The organism is Streptomyces sp. 796.1, assembly GCF_047525675.1.
In the GTDB taxonomy this organism is placed as follows: Bacteria; Actinomycetota; Actinomycetes; order Streptomycetales; family Streptomycetaceae; genus Streptomyces.
In genome coordinates this window covers 86,091-102,501 of record NZ_JBLIWA010000006.1, presented here as the reverse complement: position 1 = coordinate 102,501, position 16,411 = coordinate 86,091, and the positions used below count along the sequence as shown (strand labels likewise).

10 protein-coding genes are annotated in these 16,411 nt (G+C 73.5%); 7 read left to right on the top strand and 3 right to left on the bottom strand.

Translation table 11 applies throughout. From position 1 onward, the window contains the following. Nucleotides 1-24: 24 nt before the first annotated feature. Both cydD and ACMA1D_RS06335 read left to right on the top strand, forming a co-directional pair. A complete protein-coding gene (gene cydD, locus ACMA1D_RS06340; protein WP_414722879.1) occupies nt 25-3,900 on the top strand; it encodes a thiol reductant ABC exporter subunit CydD in 3,876 nt (1,291 codons plus the stop codon). Nucleotides 3,901-3,939: 39 nt separating this feature from the next. Then, nucleotides 3,940-5,841, top strand: coding sequence for a GAF domain-containing sensor histidine kinase (locus ACMA1D_RS06335; protein WP_414722878.1), 1,902 nt, complete (start codon nt 3,940-3,942; stop codon nt 5,839-5,841). 479 nt (nt 5,842-6,320) lie between these two features. On the opposite strand, the gene ACMA1D_RS06330 is transcribed toward ACMA1D_RS06335, so the two are convergent. Next, the gene (locus ACMA1D_RS06330) at nt 6,321-7,028 is read right to left on the bottom strand and encodes a TetR/AcrR family transcriptional regulator C-terminal domain-containing protein (RefSeq protein ID WP_414722877.1); all 708 of its coding nucleotides are present in this window, start codon (nt 7,026-7,028) and stop codon (nt 6,321-6,323) included. 299 nt (nt 7,029-7,327) lie between these two features. Here ACMA1D_RS06330 and ACMA1D_RS06325 point away from each other — a divergent pair, with 299 nt between their 5' ends. Further along, nucleotides 7,328-8,815, top strand: coding sequence for an MFS transporter (locus ACMA1D_RS06325; protein WP_414722876.1), 1,488 nt, complete (start codon nt 7,328-7,330; stop codon nt 8,813-8,815). Between the two features lie 238 nt (nt 8,816-9,053). Here the strand turns inward: ACMA1D_RS06325 and ACMA1D_RS06320 are convergent, their stop codons facing one another. After that, nucleotides 9,054-9,953 carry a Cof-type HAD-IIB family hydrolase gene (locus tag ACMA1D_RS06320; protein ID WP_414722875.1) on the bottom strand — a complete coding sequence of 300 codons (900 nt, stop codon included), beginning with the start codon at nt 9,951-9,953 and terminating at the stop codon, nt 9,054-9,056. A 463-nt stretch (nt 9,954-10,416) separates the two neighbouring features. Here ACMA1D_RS06320 and ACMA1D_RS06315 point away from each other — a divergent pair, with 463 nt between their 5' ends. The 4 genes from ACMA1D_RS06315 (at nt 10,417) to pspAB (ending at nt 15,546) form a co-directional block, all read left to right on the top strand. Then, nucleotides 10,417-11,319, top strand: coding sequence for an LLM class flavin-dependent oxidoreductase (locus tag ACMA1D_RS06315; RefSeq protein ID WP_414722874.1), 903 nt, complete (start codon nt 10,417-10,419; stop codon nt 11,317-11,319). A 762-nt stretch (nt 11,320-12,081) separates the two neighbouring features. Next, a complete protein-coding gene (locus tag ACMA1D_RS06310) occupies nt 12,082-12,984 on the top strand; it encodes a class I SAM-dependent methyltransferase (RefSeq protein WP_414722873.1) in 903 nt (300 codons plus the stop codon). Between the two features lie 729 nt (nt 12,985-13,713). Beyond that, nucleotides 13,714-14,616 carry a zinc metalloprotease HtpX gene (gene htpX, locus ACMA1D_RS06305; protein ID WP_414722872.1) on the top strand — a complete coding sequence of 301 codons (903 nt, stop codon included), beginning with the start codon at nt 13,714-13,716 and terminating at the stop codon, nt 14,614-14,616. 345 nt (nt 14,617-14,961) lie between these two features. Then, the gene (gene pspAB / locus ACMA1D_RS06300; RefSeq protein ID WP_414722871.1) at nt 14,962-15,546 is read left to right on the top strand and encodes a PspA-associated protein PspAB; all 585 of its coding nucleotides are present in this window, start codon (nt 14,962-14,964) and stop codon (nt 15,544-15,546) included. A 55-nt stretch (nt 15,547-15,601) separates the two neighbouring features. Here the strand turns inward: pspAB and ACMA1D_RS06295 are convergent, their stop codons facing one another. Beyond that, nucleotides 15,602-16,111: a hypothetical protein gene (locus tag ACMA1D_RS06295; protein ID WP_414722870.1), complete on the bottom strand. Its 510-nt coding sequence runs from the start codon at nt 16,109-16,111 to the stop codon at nt 15,602-15,604. Between the last annotated feature and the right edge of the window lie 300 nt (nt 16,112-16,411).

The window sequence follows — 16,411 nt, the reverse complement described above, 5'->3', positions numbered from 1 at the left end:
CGTGAAACCAGGTCGGTGTTTCACGTGAAACCCATCGACCCGCGGTTGGTGCGGTACGCCCGCGCGACGCGATTCTTCCTGCTGGCCTCGGTCGCCCTGGGGTTGGTCGGAGCCGGACTCGTCATCGCCCAGGCAATGCTCATCGCCGAAATCGTGGTGGGCGCGTTCCAGGACGGCAGGGACGTGGCCGGGTTGGCCCGGCCGCTGGCGTTGCTGGCCGGTGTCGCGGTGGGCCGGGCCGCGGTCTCCGCACTGACCGAACTGGCCGCGCACCGCGCCAGCGCCGAGGTGAAGTCCGAGCTGCGGATGCGACTCCTTGAGTGGGCGACGGGGCTCGGGCCCGGCTGGCTGAGTACGCAGCGGACGGGGGAGTTGACCGCGCTCGCAACCCGCGGCATCGACGCCCTGGACGACTACTTCGCCCGCTACCTGCCCCAACTCGGCCTCGCGGTGGTGGTGCCGGTCGCGGTGCTGGCCCGGATCGTCACCGAGGACTGGGTGTCGGCGCTGATCATCGTGATCACGCTGCCGCTCATCCCGATCTTCATGATGCTCATCGGCTGGGCCACCCAGCACCGGATGGACCGGCAGTGGCGGCTGCTGTCCCGGCTCTCCGGGCACTTCCTCGACGTGGTGGCCGGGCTACCCACGCTCAAGGTCTTCGGCCGGGCCAGGGCGCAGGCCGAGTCCATTCGGGCCATCACCTCCGACTACCGCCGCGCGACGCTGAAGACCTTGCGCATCGCCTTCCTGTCGTCCTTCGCGCTGGAGCTGCTGGCGACGCTGTCGGTGGCGCTGGTGGCGGTGGGCATCGGGATGCGGCTGGTCCACGGGGACATGGACCTCTACGCCGGGCTGGTGGTGTTGATCCTCGCGCCCGAGGCGTATCTGCCGCTACGGCAGGTCGGGGCCGAGTACCACGCCGCGGCGGAGGGGCTGGCCGCGGCGGACGAGGTGTTCGCCGTGCTGGAGACGCCGGCTTCCGGAGTGGCCGCCGCCCCGACGGTCGGGGCGGGCGCCGCCGCGCCAGCGATCGACGCGCGGACGGCCACCCTGGTGGTGGACCGGCTCCAGGTCCGGCACCCCGGGCGCACCGAACCCTCCCTCGACGCGTTCTCCTGCGCCGTCCGGCCCGGCGAGACCCTGGCCGTCGTCGGACCGAGCGGCGCCGGCAAGAGCACCCTGCTCCATGTGCTGCTCGGGTTCGTCGGCGCGGGCGACGGGGTGGAGCGCGGCCAGGTGACGATCGACGGCGTGGACCTCGCCGCGTTCTCGGCGGACGACTGGCGGGCCTGGCGGAACCAGATCGCCTGGCTGCCGCAGCGGCCCTATCTGTTCGCCGGCACCATCGCGGAGAACGTCCGACTGGCCCGCCCCGATGCCGACGACGAGGCCGTGTGCGCGGCGCTCGGTGCGGCGAGCGCGCTGGAGTTCGTACGGGCGCTGCCGGACGGGCCGCAGACCGTGATCGGCGAGGACGGGGCCGGCCTCTCGGCCGGTCAGCGGCAGCGCTTGGCGCTGGCCCGGGCGTTCCTCGCCGACCGGCCCGTACTGCTGCTCGACGAGCCGACCGCGAACCTCGACGGCGAGACCGAAGCGCTGGTCGTGGACGCGGTCCGACGGCTGGCCCGCGGGCGCACGGTGCTGCTGGTCGTCCACCGGCCGGCCCTGCTGGCGGTCGCGGACCGGGTGGTGCGGGTCGGCACGACGGCCGACGCCGGACCGGACCACGAGCGGGCGGCTGCGCCGCTGGACGCCACGGCAGCCAGCACGACCCCCGCCCGGGCCGCCACGTCCCCCGCCGAGTCGGCGCCCGCGGCGGCTACCGAGCCCGGCAGTGGCACGCCCGCCGCCGGCGAGCGAACGCCGCCGACCGCCGACGGCCCGCCGGCACAGGCCCAGGCGCCGGCACCGGACGTGCCCACGCCGGCGACCGGCCCGGCCCCTGCGGGCCACGGTCGACGGGGCGCCCTGGCCCTGGTCCGCGCGGTGGGCCGGGCGCGGCGGGGCCGGTTCCTGCTCGCGCTGCTGCTCGGCAGCCTCGCGCTCGGCAGTGCCGTCGGACTGATGGCCGTCTCCGGCTGGCTGATCTCGCGGGCCTCGCAACAGCCGCCCGTGCTGTACCTGATGGTGGCGGTGACCGCGACCCGGACCTTCGGCATCGGCCGGGCCGTCTTCCGCTACGCGGAGCGGCTGGTCTCGCACGATGCCGCGCTGCGCGTCCTGGCCGAACTGCGGGTGACGGTCTACCGGCGGCTGGAACGGCTCGCACCCGCCGGGCTGCGCGAGAGCCGGCGCGGCGACCTGCTGTCCCGGCTGGTCGCGGACGTGGACGCGCTCCAGGACTACTACCTGCGCTGGCTGCTGCCGGTCGGCTCGGCCGTCCTCGTGGGCGCCGCGTCCGTCGGTTTCACGGCCTGGCTGTTGCCGGAGGCGGGCGCACTGCTCGCGGCCGGTCTGCTGGTGGCCGGTGTCGGGGTGCCGCTGCTGACCAGCGCATGGGCCCGGCGTACCGAGCAGCAGCTCGCACCCGCCCGGGGCGCCCTGTCCGTCACCGTGGTGGACCTGCTGACCGGCACGGCCGAGTTGACGGTGGCCGGCGCGTTGCCCGCGCGGACGGCCGCCGTGCGGCGCGCCGACGGGCTGCTCACCGCGATCGCGCGGCGGGCGTCCGGCGCGAGCGCGCTGGGGGCCGGGCTGACGGCGCTGAGCTGCGGCGTCACGGTCGCCGCCACGTCGTGGGTGGGAGTGCGGGCCGTGGCGGACGGGCGGCTCGACGGGCTGTGGCTCGCGGTGGTCGTCCTCACCCCGCTCGCCGCGTTCGAGACGGTGGCCGGGCTGCCGGGCGCCGTGCGCTACCGGCAGCGGGTACGCCGGGCCGCCGAGCGGGTGCACGAGGTGCTGGACGCCCCGGCGCCGGTCCGCGAGCCGGCGCTGCCCGCGGCCGAACCCGAGCAGCCGTTCCCGCTGGTCGTACGGGATCTCACGGCCCGCCACGCCGGGCAGCGGCGGCCCGCGATCGACGGGTTCGACATGGAACTGGTGGCCGGGCGGCGGGTGGCCGTCGTGGGGCCGTCCGGGTCGGGCAAGACGACGCTGGCCCAGGTGCTGCTGCGGTTCCTGGACGCGGAGGCGGGGGCGTACACGCTGGCCGGGGTGGACGCGGCGGGGCTGTCCGGAGACGCGGTGCGGCGACTGGTCGGGCTGTGCGCGCAGGACGCGCACCTCTTCGACAGCTCGCTGCGCGAGAACCTGCGGCTGGCCCGCCCGGCGGCCAGCGAGGACGAGTTGCGGGCGGCGCTGGCCGGCGCCCGGCTGCTGGAGTGGGCCGACGGGCTGCCGGACGGCCTCGACACGCTGGTCGGCGAGCACGGCGCGCGCCTCTCCGGAGGGCAGCGTCAGCGGTTGGCGCTGGCCAGGGCGCTGCTCGCGGACTTCCCCGTGCTCGTACTCGACGAGCCGGCCGAACACCTGGACCTGCCCACGGCGGACGCGCTGACCCGTGACCTGCTCGTGGCCACCGAGGGCCGTACGACCGTGCTGATCACGCACCGGCTGGCGGGGCTCGACGCCGTGGACGAGGTGATCGTGCTGGAGGCGGGCCGGGTGGCGCAGCGCGGCGCGTACGCCGAACTGGCCCGGGCCGCGGGCCCGTTCCGCCGCATGTTGGAGCGCGAGCGGGCGGCCGACGGGCTCATGGGCCGGGGGCATGGCCCCGACGACGGGTCACGTCCGGGTGGGGAACGCGCTCAAGAGCGCTGCGAGGAGCGGGCAGGTCAGCCGGCAGAGCAGTCGGCAGGCCAGCCGGTAGGGCAGACGCCGGGACAGTCGGCTGGGGAGCCGGCTGGGGAGTTGGGCGGCGGGGCCAAGGAGGTGGCCGGGGCGGCGGGCCGGAGTTAATGCTTTCCCCCACAAAAGGGGCTAACTACGCTCGCCTCCATGGCAACCACGGGACCGCCCCAGCCCAGCGAACCAGCCGCGTCCGCCGGCCCGGCGGGCGAACCGGGCCGGGCCGCTGGCCGGGCCGCCGACCGCGCCGCCGGACAGGCTGCCGACCGGGCTGCCGACCGGGCCGGCGGTCGGAGCGGGCGCGCGCCGGCCCCGCACGATTCGCTGGAGGCCGCCACCGCCGCCACCCGCAGCCTGCGGGGGCTGCCGGCGGAGCTGACCGCCCGGGTGCCGCGGCTCCTTGAGGCCATGCGGTCGGTGGGTGCCGGGCTCGACCTCGCCGTCACGCTCGACCGACTGGTGTGCACCACCACCGAGTTGGTCGACGCCCGGTACGCCGCGATCGGCGTGCTGGACGGGGCGAGCGGCAGGTTCGCCGACTTCGTCAGCTACGGCGTGGGCGCGGAGGACTGCGAACCGCTCGGGGCGGCGCGCGAGCACGGGCTGCCGAGCGCGCTCGCCGTCCAGCCGGACCCGGTGCCGCTCGCCGACCTGACGACCGACCCGCAGGCCGCGGGGTACCCCGCGGGCCGGCCGCCGGTGCGCAGCTTCCTCGGCGTACCGCTGCGGGTGCAGGACGAGGACTTCGGCGCGCTCTACCTGGCGGAGAAGCAGGGCGACGGCCCGTTCACGGAGACCGATCTCCAACTCGTACGGGTCCTCGCGGTGGAGGCCGCGCTCGCCATCGCCAACGCCAGACGGGACGAGCAGGCCCGGCAGCGGGAGCGGTGGATCGACGGCTCGGTCGCCGTGACCACCGCCCTGCTGTCCGCGAACGACGCCGAGGACGCGCTCGTGGTGGTCGCTGAGAAGGCACGGCGGCTGGCGGATTCGACGGCGGGGATCGTGCTGCTGCCGACCGCCGCCGGGGGCCTGGAGATCGTCGCGGTGGACGCGGACGAACCCGAAGGGCTGCTGGGCACGGTGGTTGAGCCGCACGCCCCGATCGTGCCGCAGCTCATGTGCGGCGAACCGGTCTTCGTCGAGGACTCGGCCACCGACCCCCGCATGACGACGGGCATTTCCCGGCGGTTCGGGCCCAGCATGATGCTGCCCCTGCGCAGTGGCAGCCGGGTGCTCGGCATCCTCAGCACGCCGCGCAGCCGTGGCGCCCGCCCGTTCACGGCCACCGAACGCCGGCTCGCCACCCAGTTCGCCGCCCAGGCCGCGCTCGCGCTCGTACTCGCCGATGCCCAGCGCGACCGGGAGCGGCTCGCGGTGTACGAGGACCGCGACCGGATCGCCCGTGACCTGCACGACCTGGTCATCCAGCGGCTGTTCGCGACCGGGATGATGCTGGAGGGCGCCCAGCGCAAGGCGGAGCTGCCGCTGGTGCAGGACAAGATCGGCAAGGCCGTGGACGAGCTGGACGCCACCATCCAGGAGGTGCGCACCGCCATCTTCGCCCTGGAGCAGGGGCCGGCCGAGGCGCCGTCCGGGCTGCGTACGCGGGTACTGCGGGAGATCGGCACGGCGGCGGTGCCGTTGGGCTTCCAGCCGTCGGCCACCTTCGTGGGCGCGGTGGACGCCCGGGTGGGCGAGCTGACCGGCAAGAACCTGATCGCGGCGCTGCGCGAGGCACTGTCCAACGCGTTCCGGCACGCGCGCGCGTCGCGCATCGAGGTGGTCGTGGACGCGACGGTGCGCCTGCCGGACGGGCGGGACGGCGTGCGTCTGACGGTCGCCGACGACGGCGTGGGCATCGCGGCGGGCGGCCGGCGGAGCGGACTGCGCAACCTGGCCCGCCGTGCGGAGGCGCTGGGCGGTTCGAGCGGTTACGGCCCCGGCCTCGCCCCGGCCGGGGGCTCGGGTGCCGGTGCCGACGTCGCCGCGTCGGACGATCACGGTGGTGGGCGCGGTGGGACGACCGTGACGTGGGAGGCGCCGCTCTGAGAACCCTCGGCGGTGGCGGGTGTCGCGGGGCCGGATCACTCCGGGACGGGCGGGGCGCGTTGGTTGATGGGCTGGCTGCTTTAAGGGATTTAAAAGTTGGTTGGCCGAGGGGGGTTTGAGGGCCGTGGGGGCGGGCCGGCCCTCGTTCGCGTGCTGGTGGGGGGCGGGGGAGCGTCCGCGGGGACGTGGGGGCTTTTGGCGTGGCCGGCTGGTGGCCCGGCTGCTTTAACGGATTTAAAAGTTGGTCGGCCGTGGAAGGTTTGGCAGCCGTGGGGGCGGTCTGGCCCTCGTCCACGTGCCGGTGGGCCAGGGGCCCCGTACCTCTGCGGCCGGCGGCGCCGTCGGGCCTGCCGCCGGGCGGGTGCGCGTACGGGGTGCGGCGCGGGCAGCGTCCGGCGGACATCAGGCCCGCCGGGCGCCAAGGCTCGCCGGGCGCCAAGCCCGCCGGATGTCAGGGCCGTTAGGCAGCGTGTCGGGGCTCAGGGGGTTCGTTTCACCTGGGCTGCGAGGCCGTCGAGGAGGAAGGTGAGCCCGGTGGTGAAGCTGCCGTCCCAGTCGTCGTCGTACAGGTAGCCGCGCTCGGCGAGGGTCGGGTAGCGGTCGCCGTTGGCCCGCAACTGTTCCTGGCCGACCCGGCGTTCCTCGTCGGTGATGTGCAGCGCGGTTTCGGAGGCCGCCGAGCCCAGCACGTGGTTGTACAGCGCCCACGTCGCGGCCGACAGGTCCTTGTCGGTGAAGCCGGCCCGTACCAGCGTGGCTTGCAGGATCTCCATCCAGGCCAGGAAGTGCGGGCCGATGGTCGGTCGGCGCCTGGCGGGGACCGCGGCGGCCCAGGGGTGCCGGAGCAGCGCGGCCCGCCACGCGGTGAGCACCGTCGTCACCTGCGTCCGCCAGTCGGCGGAGGCGTCCGTGGCCGGCTCCACCTCGCCGAAGATCGCATCCACGGCGAGGTCGATGACGTCGTCCTTCGTGTCGACGTGCCAGTACAAGGACGGGGCCATGACGGCCAGCCGTTCCGCGAGCCGGCGCATGGTGAGCCGGTCGATGCCCTCCTCGTCGAGCAGGGCGACGGCGGCTTCGACGATGCGCGCGCGGGTGAGCGGCGGCTCGCCGCGGCTGGTACGGCGCGGTCGCAGCCACACGCTCCGCACCTCGCCCCCCTCGCGTTGCCCGCGCGCTGCGCCCATGCCGCTCCTCCCTCTCGCCCGTCGCTCCGGCCGTCCGCGCCGGGCAGTCGGGCCTCGTCGCGTCCCGCGGTCCGCGGGACGCCGTAGCTGTGTGCCGCTGCCTTGCCCACCGGCGGCGTTCCGTCGCCTTCCCACCTTGCCCGTACCGCTGCTGACCTGCGTATTCGTAGCGCGCCGCGGTCGCGGACCGGGGCTGTTCGGGGCGGTCGGGACCCGTTCACCGGTCGGCCCAGTGTAGTACGTTGTTCGCCGTCTCTAACGTTGTTAGTGGAGGTCGAACGGTGTTAGCCAATGCGGATGTGGCAAGTACGACGCCTGAACCAGGCGCGGGGCGGCGGCGGTGGTGGACGCTGCTGGCGGTCAGTACGGCGCAGCTCCTCGTCGTCCTGGACGGCACGATCGTGAACATCGCGCTGCCGTCGGCGCAGCGCGCGCTCGACATGTCCGACGCCAGCCGGCAGTGGGCCGTCACCGCCTACGCGCTGGCCTTCGGCGGCCTGCTGCTGATCGGCGGGCGCGTCAGCGGCGCGCTGGGACACCGCCGCACGTTCCGCATCGGGCTGCTGGGCTTCGCCGCCGCGTCCGCGCTGGGCGGGGCCGCCGTCAACCCCGAGACGCTCTTCGGGGCGCGAGCCTTGCAGGGGGTGTTCGCCGCGCTGCTCGCGCCGGCCGGGCTCGCACTGCTGACCACCACCTTCACCGAGGCCCGCGAGCGCGGGCGCGCCTTCGGCGTCTTCGCCGCGGTCGGCGCCGCCGGGTCAGCGCTCGGCCTGGTCGCGGGCGGGCTGCTGACGGAGTACGTGAGCTGGCGCTGGTGCCTGTACATCAACGTGCCGCTGGCACTGCTCGCGGTGGCCGGCACGGCCCTGGTGCCGCTCGACCGCCCGACCCGGGACGGCGGGCGGCTCGACGTCGCGGGGGCCCTGCTCAGCGCGGCCGGGTTCGCCGCCCTGGTCTACGGCTTCAACGAGGCCGAGCCGTACGGGTGGGGCTCGGCCAGGGTGCTCGTACCGCTGGTCGGCGGGGTGGCGCTGGTGGCCGCCTTCGGCGTCGTCGAGTCGCGGGCCAGCCATCCGCTGCTGCCGCTCCGGGTGCTCGTCCACCGTGCCCGGGGCGCCGCGTTCGCCGCGATCACGCTGCTGTTCGTCGCGATGTTCGGCTTCTACCTGTTCATGAGCTACTACACGCAGACGGTTCTCGACTACTCACCGGTCGAGGCGGGCCTCACGCTGATCATCAACGCCGTGGCCGCGCTGCTCGGCTCCACGCTGATCGCCGGCAAGCTGCACGGCCGCGTGCCACCCGCCGCGCTGATCCTGCCCGGCCTGCTCGCGGCGGCGGCCGGGATGCTCCTGCTGACCTGGTTGACGGCCGACAGCTCGCACGTCCTGCCGCTGTACCTGACGCCGGCGCTGGTCCTCACCGGGCTCGGGCTCGGCTGCGTCATGCCGCCGACCGCCAGCCTGGCCACCGCCGACATGCCCTGGCGCGACATCGGCGCCGCCTCGGCGGCCTACAACGCGGCCCAGCAACTCGGGGCGGCGCTGGGCACCGCGCTGCTCAACACGGTGGCGGCCAGCGCCGCCGCGTCCTACCTGGCCCGGCCTGGGCACCGCACACCGACCGCGGCCACCGTGCACGGCTACACCACCGCGCTCATGGTCGCCTTCGGCATCCTGCTCGGCGCCGCGTGCGTCGTCGCGCTCCTGACGGCCCCCGGTCGCAGGGGTACGCGTACGCCCGTGACCGGGCACGACCGGGCGGAGGAGGCCGCTCCACGCTCCTGACGAACGCCTGACGGTGGGAACGCCTGGCGCGGGTCCGTCCGATGCTGGTGCGCCCGACGCCGGTCCGCCCGATGCCGGTCCGCCCGGTGCCCGTTCTCTTGGTGCCTGTCGTGCCGACGGCCGGGCCCTCCCGGCCGTCGGACTCCTTCGGACCTCCAGGCAGTCGGGCTCCTGGGGCGCCCGACCGTCGGACTCCTCCGGGTTCCCCACGCCGGGGTCCCGGCGTGACCCCGAGCGGCTACCGCCCCAGCACGCTCTCGATCACGCGCGCCACGCCGTCCTCGTTGTTGCCCGGGGCGTGCCGGCTCGTCGCGGCGAGGACCTCGGGGTGGGCGTTGGCCATCGCGTACGGCATGCCGGCCCAGTTCAGCATCTCCACGTCGTTGGGCATGTCCCCGAACGCCATCACCTGGTCGCGGGTGATGCCCCGCTCGGCGCAGCACCGCTCCAGCGTGCTGGCCTTGCTGACGCCGAGGGCGCTGATCTCCAGGAGGGCGGTGGGGCTGGAGCGGGTGAACGTCGCGTGCTGCCCGGCGGAGGCGCGGGCCAGGGCGAGGAAGTCGTCCGGGGCGAGGTCGGGATGGTGGGCGAGCAGCTTGAGGATGGGCAGTTCCGCCTGGTCCGCGTCCTCGGACAGCAGCTTGTCGGCCGGGCCGATGGTCGTGGGGGTGTCGAACGACAGGGGCGGGTAGGCCGGCTCGTGGTGGATGCCGCCGGTGCGCTCGACGGCGAACGTGGTGCCGGGCGCGGCGGCGCGCAGCGCCCGTACGACGGAGAGCGCGTCCTCGGCGTGCAGGGGATGTACCAGGACGAACCGTATGCCCTGGTGGAGGTCGACGACGGCCGCCCCGTTGGCACAGATGGCCAGGCCGTGGCCGTGCAGGTGGTCGCTGACGACGTGCATCCAGCGGGCCGGGCGGCCGGTGACGAAGAAGACGTCGATGCCCGCGGCCTCGGCCGCGGCCAGCGCCGCGACGGTGCGTTCGGACACGGACTTGTCGTCGCGCAACAGGGTGCCGTCGAGGTCGGTGGCGATGAGCCGGGGCACGGCGGGCGCCACGGGCGTGGGCTCCGCACCCGCGAACGTGCCGGGTTCGGGCTGCTTGGGCTGCTCAGTAGCTGGAGTCACGGCCTCCATCCTGCTGCATGGGCGCGCACAGATGTGCGTACGGGCGCACGGACGGGCTTCATGCGCCTGAACGGTCGGTGTCTCCGGTGGCTCCGGTGGCCCCCGGTGGCTCCGGTGGCCCCCGGCGTCTCCGGTGGCCCCCGGCTCCGGGTGGGGGCGCGCTCGGGCTCGGCGGCGAGGGGGGCTAGGGCCCCGGCGCCCCGCCCGCCCGGCTCCGGCTCCGTCGTCCCGGTCACCGGGGAGACGCTGACAGAACGCCCCTCGGTGGAGGGCGCGTTGGGATACGGCACGGCACGGAACTGCCGCTGCCCGTCAAGGCAGAGGGGGCCGTGACCTGGCTGCCCGAGGGGGGGCGGCGTACGGGGTGCTGCGGGGTAGGAGGGGGCGGGTGCGGACGGGTGCGGAGAGGCGGGGGTCGGGCGGGAGGCAGGCGGCGTACCGGATTGTCGTACCCGGCACTTACCCTCGATGCATGCGACTGAGCACCGTGATTCTGCCGATCCGCCGCTGGTCCGACGGCGGTCGCGCGGAGTGGGAGCGCGCCGAGGAGCTCGGCTTCCACGCCGCGTACACGTACGACCACCTCTCGTGGCGCACGTTCCGCGACGGACCGTGGTTCGGCGCCGTCCCGACGCTGACCGCGGCAGCGGCGGTGACGTCCCGGATACGCCTCGGGACCCTGGTCACGTCGCCGAACTTCCGTCACCCGGTGACGCTCGCCAAGGAGCTCATCACGCTCGACGACGTCTCGGACGGTCGCATAACGCTGGGCATCGGTGCAGGTGGCGTGGGGTATGACGCGACGACGCTGCTGGCCGGCGACCAACAGCCGTGGTCGCAGCGCGAACGCACGGAGCGCTTCGAGGAGTTCGTGCCGCTGCTCGACGCCCTGCTGTCGGAGGAGACGGTGACGGCGGAGCACCGGTACTACGCGGCGCGCGAGGCGCGGAACGTACCGGGCTGCGTGCAGCGCCCCCGGCTCCCGTTCGCCATTGCCGCCACCGGCCCGCGCGGGCTGCGACTGGTCGCGGGGTACGGCCAGGCGTGGGTGACCACGGGCGATCCGAAGCTGGCCGAGGGCGCCGGCCCGGCCGATTCGCTCGCGGCCATCGGGCGCCAGGTCGAACGGCTCGGCGAGGTGTGCGAGCAGGCAGGTCGCGACCTGGGCAAGCTCGACAAGATCCTGCTCACCGGCTTCACCCCGGACCGGCCGCTGGACTCGGTGGACGCCTTCGTGGACTTCGCGGGGGCCCATGCGGAACTCGGCTTCACCGAGATCGTGCTGCACGCCCCGATACCGGACTCGGTCTTCGCCGCCGATCAGGCGGTCTTCGAGAAGATCGCGCTGGAGGGCCTCGCCCAACTGGGTGGCTGACCAGCGCGCCAGCGCTTTGACGGCCATGCGGTCCTCCTGCGCAGGCTGCCGTGAGCTCGTGGGCTTGTGGGCTCGTGGGCTGATGGGGTATCGGGGGCGTGGGCTCGTGAGCCCTTGGGGCTTGGCACGCGGGTGGGCTTGCGGTGGGTCCGACGTACGCCGGACCGGTGCGCGCTGCGGAGGCGTGTACTGCGGAGGCGCGCGTGGGGGAGGCGTGCGCGTACGCGCGGTGTCACGTCGTGCCGCACCGCGCCGCGTACGCCGGACCACCGCCGTGCGAGCGGGCACCCGGGTGAGGAGAGGCCGGGTGTCCGGGGCATCCCGTCGCGGCGTGAAGTGATGTGGCGTGGTGCTGCGTGGCGTGGGCGGCGCGGTGTGGTGCCCTTCGGCCGGCTGGTGGGCGCGCCGCGCTCCGGCACGGCATCCGCGCGTAGTCCACCGGTAGGTGGGGGACGCCGGTCCGCGACGGAACGAACGGGTTCCGCATACCCCGATGAGCGGGCTGACCTGGTAGAAGCGGCCCCGGCGTGGGGAATGGCGGCCGTGCACACGCGGTGCGCGCCAGGTAGGCAGGACATGGTGCGCGCATTCCGTCTACCGCGCCGACCACTTGGCCCGGACGGCTCGGCGGTGACGCTTCGGGTAATTCCTGATGAACGGTCAGGGCGAGATTGTTGGCCGGGTGGCCCAACTGTTGGATGGTCTGCAACGTCGGCCTGCCATGCCTTCCCTGCGTCTGGGCGCGCACCTAAGGTCCGCTGTGTGAAGTTCCACAGCACCCTGATCGTTTCCCGTTCCGCCCGTCGCGCGCTGCGGCCCGTCCTTGATCAGCTCGACCAGCGCATTGACAGAAAGCTCCGCTCAGCCCGCCGTGAACTCACCGTCCTCCGTGAGGAGTTGCGCCGTACGCACTCCACTGACCTACTGCTCGGCCGCGACGGCAGGTTGACCGACCGGCAGCCGAGCCGGGAGGAGATTGCGGCCCTCGCGACCCAGATCGCCGCCCTGACCGGCCGCGATAGCGCGTACAAGGAAACCGTGCTCGCCTACCGCACCCTGGTCGAACTGGAGAACAGGGGCGTCGGCCGCATCGCCGGCTCCACCCGCAACATCCTCGGCAAACTCACCGCCACCCCACTGCTCGGTCCGCCGAACGGCGAGATCCTGGAGATCGGCACGCTCTACGGGCTCTTCGCCGGCGGCATGGCCCGCCAGTTGCTGCGCGCCGGCCTTCCGTATCAGCTCACCATCGTCGATCCGCTCTCGCCCGTTCAGCTCCAGCCCGGTTTCGAGATCTCCTCCGACCCGTCGGGCACGCCTGTCACCGAGGCGGTGGTACGCGCCAACCTCGCCTACGCCGGCGTCGAGGAATCACGGCTCCGCCTGCACCGGGGCTTCTCCGAGGACCCCGCCGTACGCGAGGAACTCTCCGACCGGCAGTACGGCGTCGTGATCATCGACGGCGACCACTCGTACGAGGGCGTCGCCAACGACCTGGAGTGGGCCGAGCAGATCGCCGCCCCCGGCGCGGTGATCGTCATGGACGACTACGGAGACGGCCGATGGGCCGGCGTACGCGAGGCCACCGAGGAGCGGCTGGCGGGCAAGACTCGACTCAGCATGATCGGCCAGGTCGCCACCAGCGCCTTCCTCCGCGCAGCCTGAACGATTCCCCCACCCCCACTGCCTCGCCGCCCCATCAGCAGCGACGGCAACCGCCCGGCCGCTCGGTGGGGCTGCGGCTGCGCGGTTGCGCGGGCTGCGCGGCTTGAGCTGGGCAGTGCCGGGTGCGCGGCTGGGCTTGGCTGGGCCTGGCGTGGGGGCGAATTTTGGGTGCGGGCTTGAGCCTGGAGCACGGGCCTGGGGCCGGGCCTGGAGTGCCGGCTTGGGGCGAGTTTCGGGTGCGGGCTTGGGTTTGGAGTGCGGCTGGGCCTGGGAGGCCGGATCGGGCGTGGGATCGGGGGACGGGTCCCGGCTTGGGCCTGCGGATCGGCTTGGGTCGCCATGCGGCTGGCCAGCGGCGATGCGAGGCGCCGGAGGGTTGGCCCGCGGCCCCGGTGCCTCGCTTCGGCGCCCACTGCGATCGGCTGGGCCACTACCACCTCACCCGCCCCGGGCCCATGGCATCCGGACCTGCACCGGGCCCGGGGCGTCCGGCCGCGTCGTTGCATGTCGGGCGCGGTCGACCCACCACGGAATCGGGCGGCTCCATCACTGTCCCAGCCGGTGACGGGCTGGGTAGGCGTTGCGCCAGCCGCCCCGCGAACCGCCCCCACCCCCACAGGCACGCGGCGCCCGCCCCGCCGCGCCCCGCGGCAACCCACCCCAATCTCGCTTATCTCACGAATACCCCACAAAGAGGGAGAATCGTAGGAGAGCGCAGAGGAGGGGCTTATGCCGCGTACGCGATTCGCACCCGACCGAGGACTGGCCGCGCGCATGGTCAGCACGATGTTCCTCATCGGGCTGCTGTACGTAGTGTTCATCGGCGTCCTGGTGGCGCTGCTGGGGAACGCATGGCCCATGATCGTGCTGCTGGTGGGCGGGATGTTCATCGCGCAGTTCTGGTTCAGCGACCGGATCGCGGCGTTCAGCATGGGCGCGCGCGAGGTCACCCCCGCACAGGCCCCCGAGCTACACGGCGCAGTGGACCGGCTGTGCGCTCTCGCCGACATGCCCAAACCCCGGGTGGCGATAGCCGACAGCGACGTACCGAACGCCTTCGCCACCGGACGCAGCCAGCAGAAGTCACTGGTGTGCGCGACGACCGGGCTGTTGCGCCGCCTGGAGCGCGAGGAACTGGAAGGCGTCATCGCGCACGAGCTGTCGCACGTGGCCCACCGCGACGTCGCGGTGATGACCATCGCGTCCTTCCTCGGCGTACTGGCCGGCTTGATCACCCGCATAGCGCTCTGGGGCGGCTTCAGCCGAGGCAACAACCGTGACAACGGCCTCGGCATCGCGCTTCTGGTGATTCCCCTGATCAGCGCAGTCGTCTACGCGATCAGCTATCTGCTGACCCGACTGCTCTCCCGCTACCGCGAGCTCTCGGCAGACCGCGCCGCCGCCCTCCTGACGGGCCGACCCTCCGCACTCGCCGCCGCACTGACCAAGGTGACGGGCGAAATGGCGCGCATCCCCACCCGCGACCTACGACAGGCCGAACCGTACAACGCCTTCTACTTCGCCCCCGCCTTCTCCGGCAGCAGCTTCAGCAAACTGCTGTCCTCCCACCCGACGCTGGAACAACGGCTCGACCAACTGGGCCGCATCGCCGCCGAACTGGGCCGCCCGTAACGGGAAGCTCCCAGCCCCTGGCGGGGGGGGGCTCCCCCTCCCCTCCCCTCCCCCTCCGCCCTCCCCCCACCCACCTCCACCCCCCCCCACCCACCGCCTCACCACACCCCGCCGCATGTGCTCACGGGCCCATGGGGCCCGTGTCCCACGGATTCACGTGTACGCGCCTACGCCGGAGCTCCCCCCACGCAGCCAACTCAGCCCCCACCCGACCCACCCCGCCACCTCAACCCAGCCCACCCCACCCGCACGCACCTCACGAACACCCCGCACCCCGCACCCCAACCCCCACCCCCAACCACCTCGCGTACGAACACGCCCTACAGCGACCGGAAGGACAACCCCGTGGGCTTCCTCGACACCCTGCTAGGCCGCAGCAAGCCGGCCCGTCCTCAACTCGACCAGCTCTTCGCCCTGCCATCGGCGGCGGTCACGCTGGAGGCCGCAGCGGGGTTCACGCCGACCGGGCAGGGATCGGTGTGCTTCGCGAGTGTGGAGGGCGGCGCGTTCGCCGGTCTCCAGCGTGAGGTACGCGACCTCCTCGACGCCGACACCGAACGGGGCGGCATCCCCGTCGAGTTCAGCCAAGACGCGTACGGTTTCACCTGGCTGCTCACCCAGCACGCTCCCGACGACGTCGCCGGCCTGGTCAACGACCTCCATGCGGTCAACACCACCCTGCGCGACGGCGGTTTCGGGCCCCAACTGCTCTGCTCGCTGTTGAGCTTTCGGGACGGCCAGGACCGTTCACTCGCGCTCGTGTACCTCTACAAGCGCGGCACCTTCTACCCCTTCGCCCCCCTTCCCGGTGGCGTCGACAAGCGTGACAACGGTCTGGAGCTCCAGACCCGCGCCCTGCTCACGGATGACCTGCGGATCGAAAAGGACCTCGGCCGCTGGTTCCCGGTCTGGGGCGCACCGGGCCTCTAACGTGGGCCCGCGCCCGGCTCCCGGGCGGTGCCCGCGCGCTGACCCGTACCCGGCGTCAGCGGATGAGGCCGTTGAGCCAGGGCGTCATGTTCCACGGCCCCAAGATCGGCTCCTTGTACGTGATGTCGCCGGGTATCGGCACGATCAGGTGCAGGGTGGGCGGGAACCGCCGCCCCCGCACCCAGGCCCGCCCCCCGTAGACGGCGTCGAGGAAGGCCGGCAACTGCTCCCGGGGGACACCGATGAACTCCACGGTGTCCACGGTGATGCTCGCGTCCCCCTCGCTGAAGATCTCAATGCACACCGTCGGCCGACCGGCTATCTCGATGTACGCCTCGTGCGGTAGCGACCCGTCCGGGTCGACCACGGTGAACGCCCCGGAGGCGAGGCGCCGGCCGGACTGGTCCGCGCCGATGGAGTGCTCGACGGTCGCCTCGCGGCCGTGTGAATCCGCCATCTCCGTCACGGCGGCGACAGCGCTCTCGGTGCTGTTGATGCGCCGGTCGCCGGCCCCGCTACCGTCGCCTCCGCTGCCCGTACCGGGCGGGACGTTCGTAGGTCTCATACCTTCCCATGATGCCGCACGGCGATAGAACGTCCCTGTTCGTGGCCCTGTTGGTGGGCCTGCGCCGGGGGCTGGCCGCGGCTGTGTCAATCGGTCGGCTTCGGTGGGCGGCCATCTCGTGACCGTGGTCGCTGCTCGGATGCCAGGCGGCACGGCGGTGTTTCCGGCGATCGGTCCCCGGCCCCGGCCCCGCCCCCGGGGCCGGTTCGCCGCTACCGCTCCGGCGGGGAATGCCTTGGCCTCCACTGGCTGTCCTCCTTCCGTGGGTGGCCTCTGATTCGGTCGTGCTCGCCCCTGGGC

Coding starts and splice junctions, on each gene's coding strand:
- ACMA1D_RS06335 (WP_414722878.1), top strand. CDS start 3,940: ATGGCAACCACGGGACCGCCCCAGCCCAGCGAACCAGCCGCGTCCGCC.
- ACMA1D_RS06330 (WP_414722877.1), bottom strand. CDS start 7,028: ATGGGCGCAGCGCGCGGGCAACGCGAGGGGGGCGAGGTGCGGAGCGTG.
- ACMA1D_RS06320 (WP_414722875.1), bottom strand. CDS start 9,953: ATGGAGGCCGTGACTCCAGCTACTGAGCAGCCCAAGCAGCCCGAACCC.
- ACMA1D_RS06315 (WP_414722874.1), top strand. CDS start 10,417: ATGCGACTGAGCACCGTGATTCTGCCGATCCGCCGCTGGTCCGACGGC.
- htpX (WP_414722872.1), top strand. CDS start 13,714: ATGCCGCGTACGCGATTCGCACCCGACCGAGGACTGGCCGCGCGCATG.
- ACMA1D_RS06295 (WP_414722870.1), bottom strand. CDS start 16,111: ATGAGACCTACGAACGTCCCGCCCGGTACGGGCAGCGGAGGCGACGGT.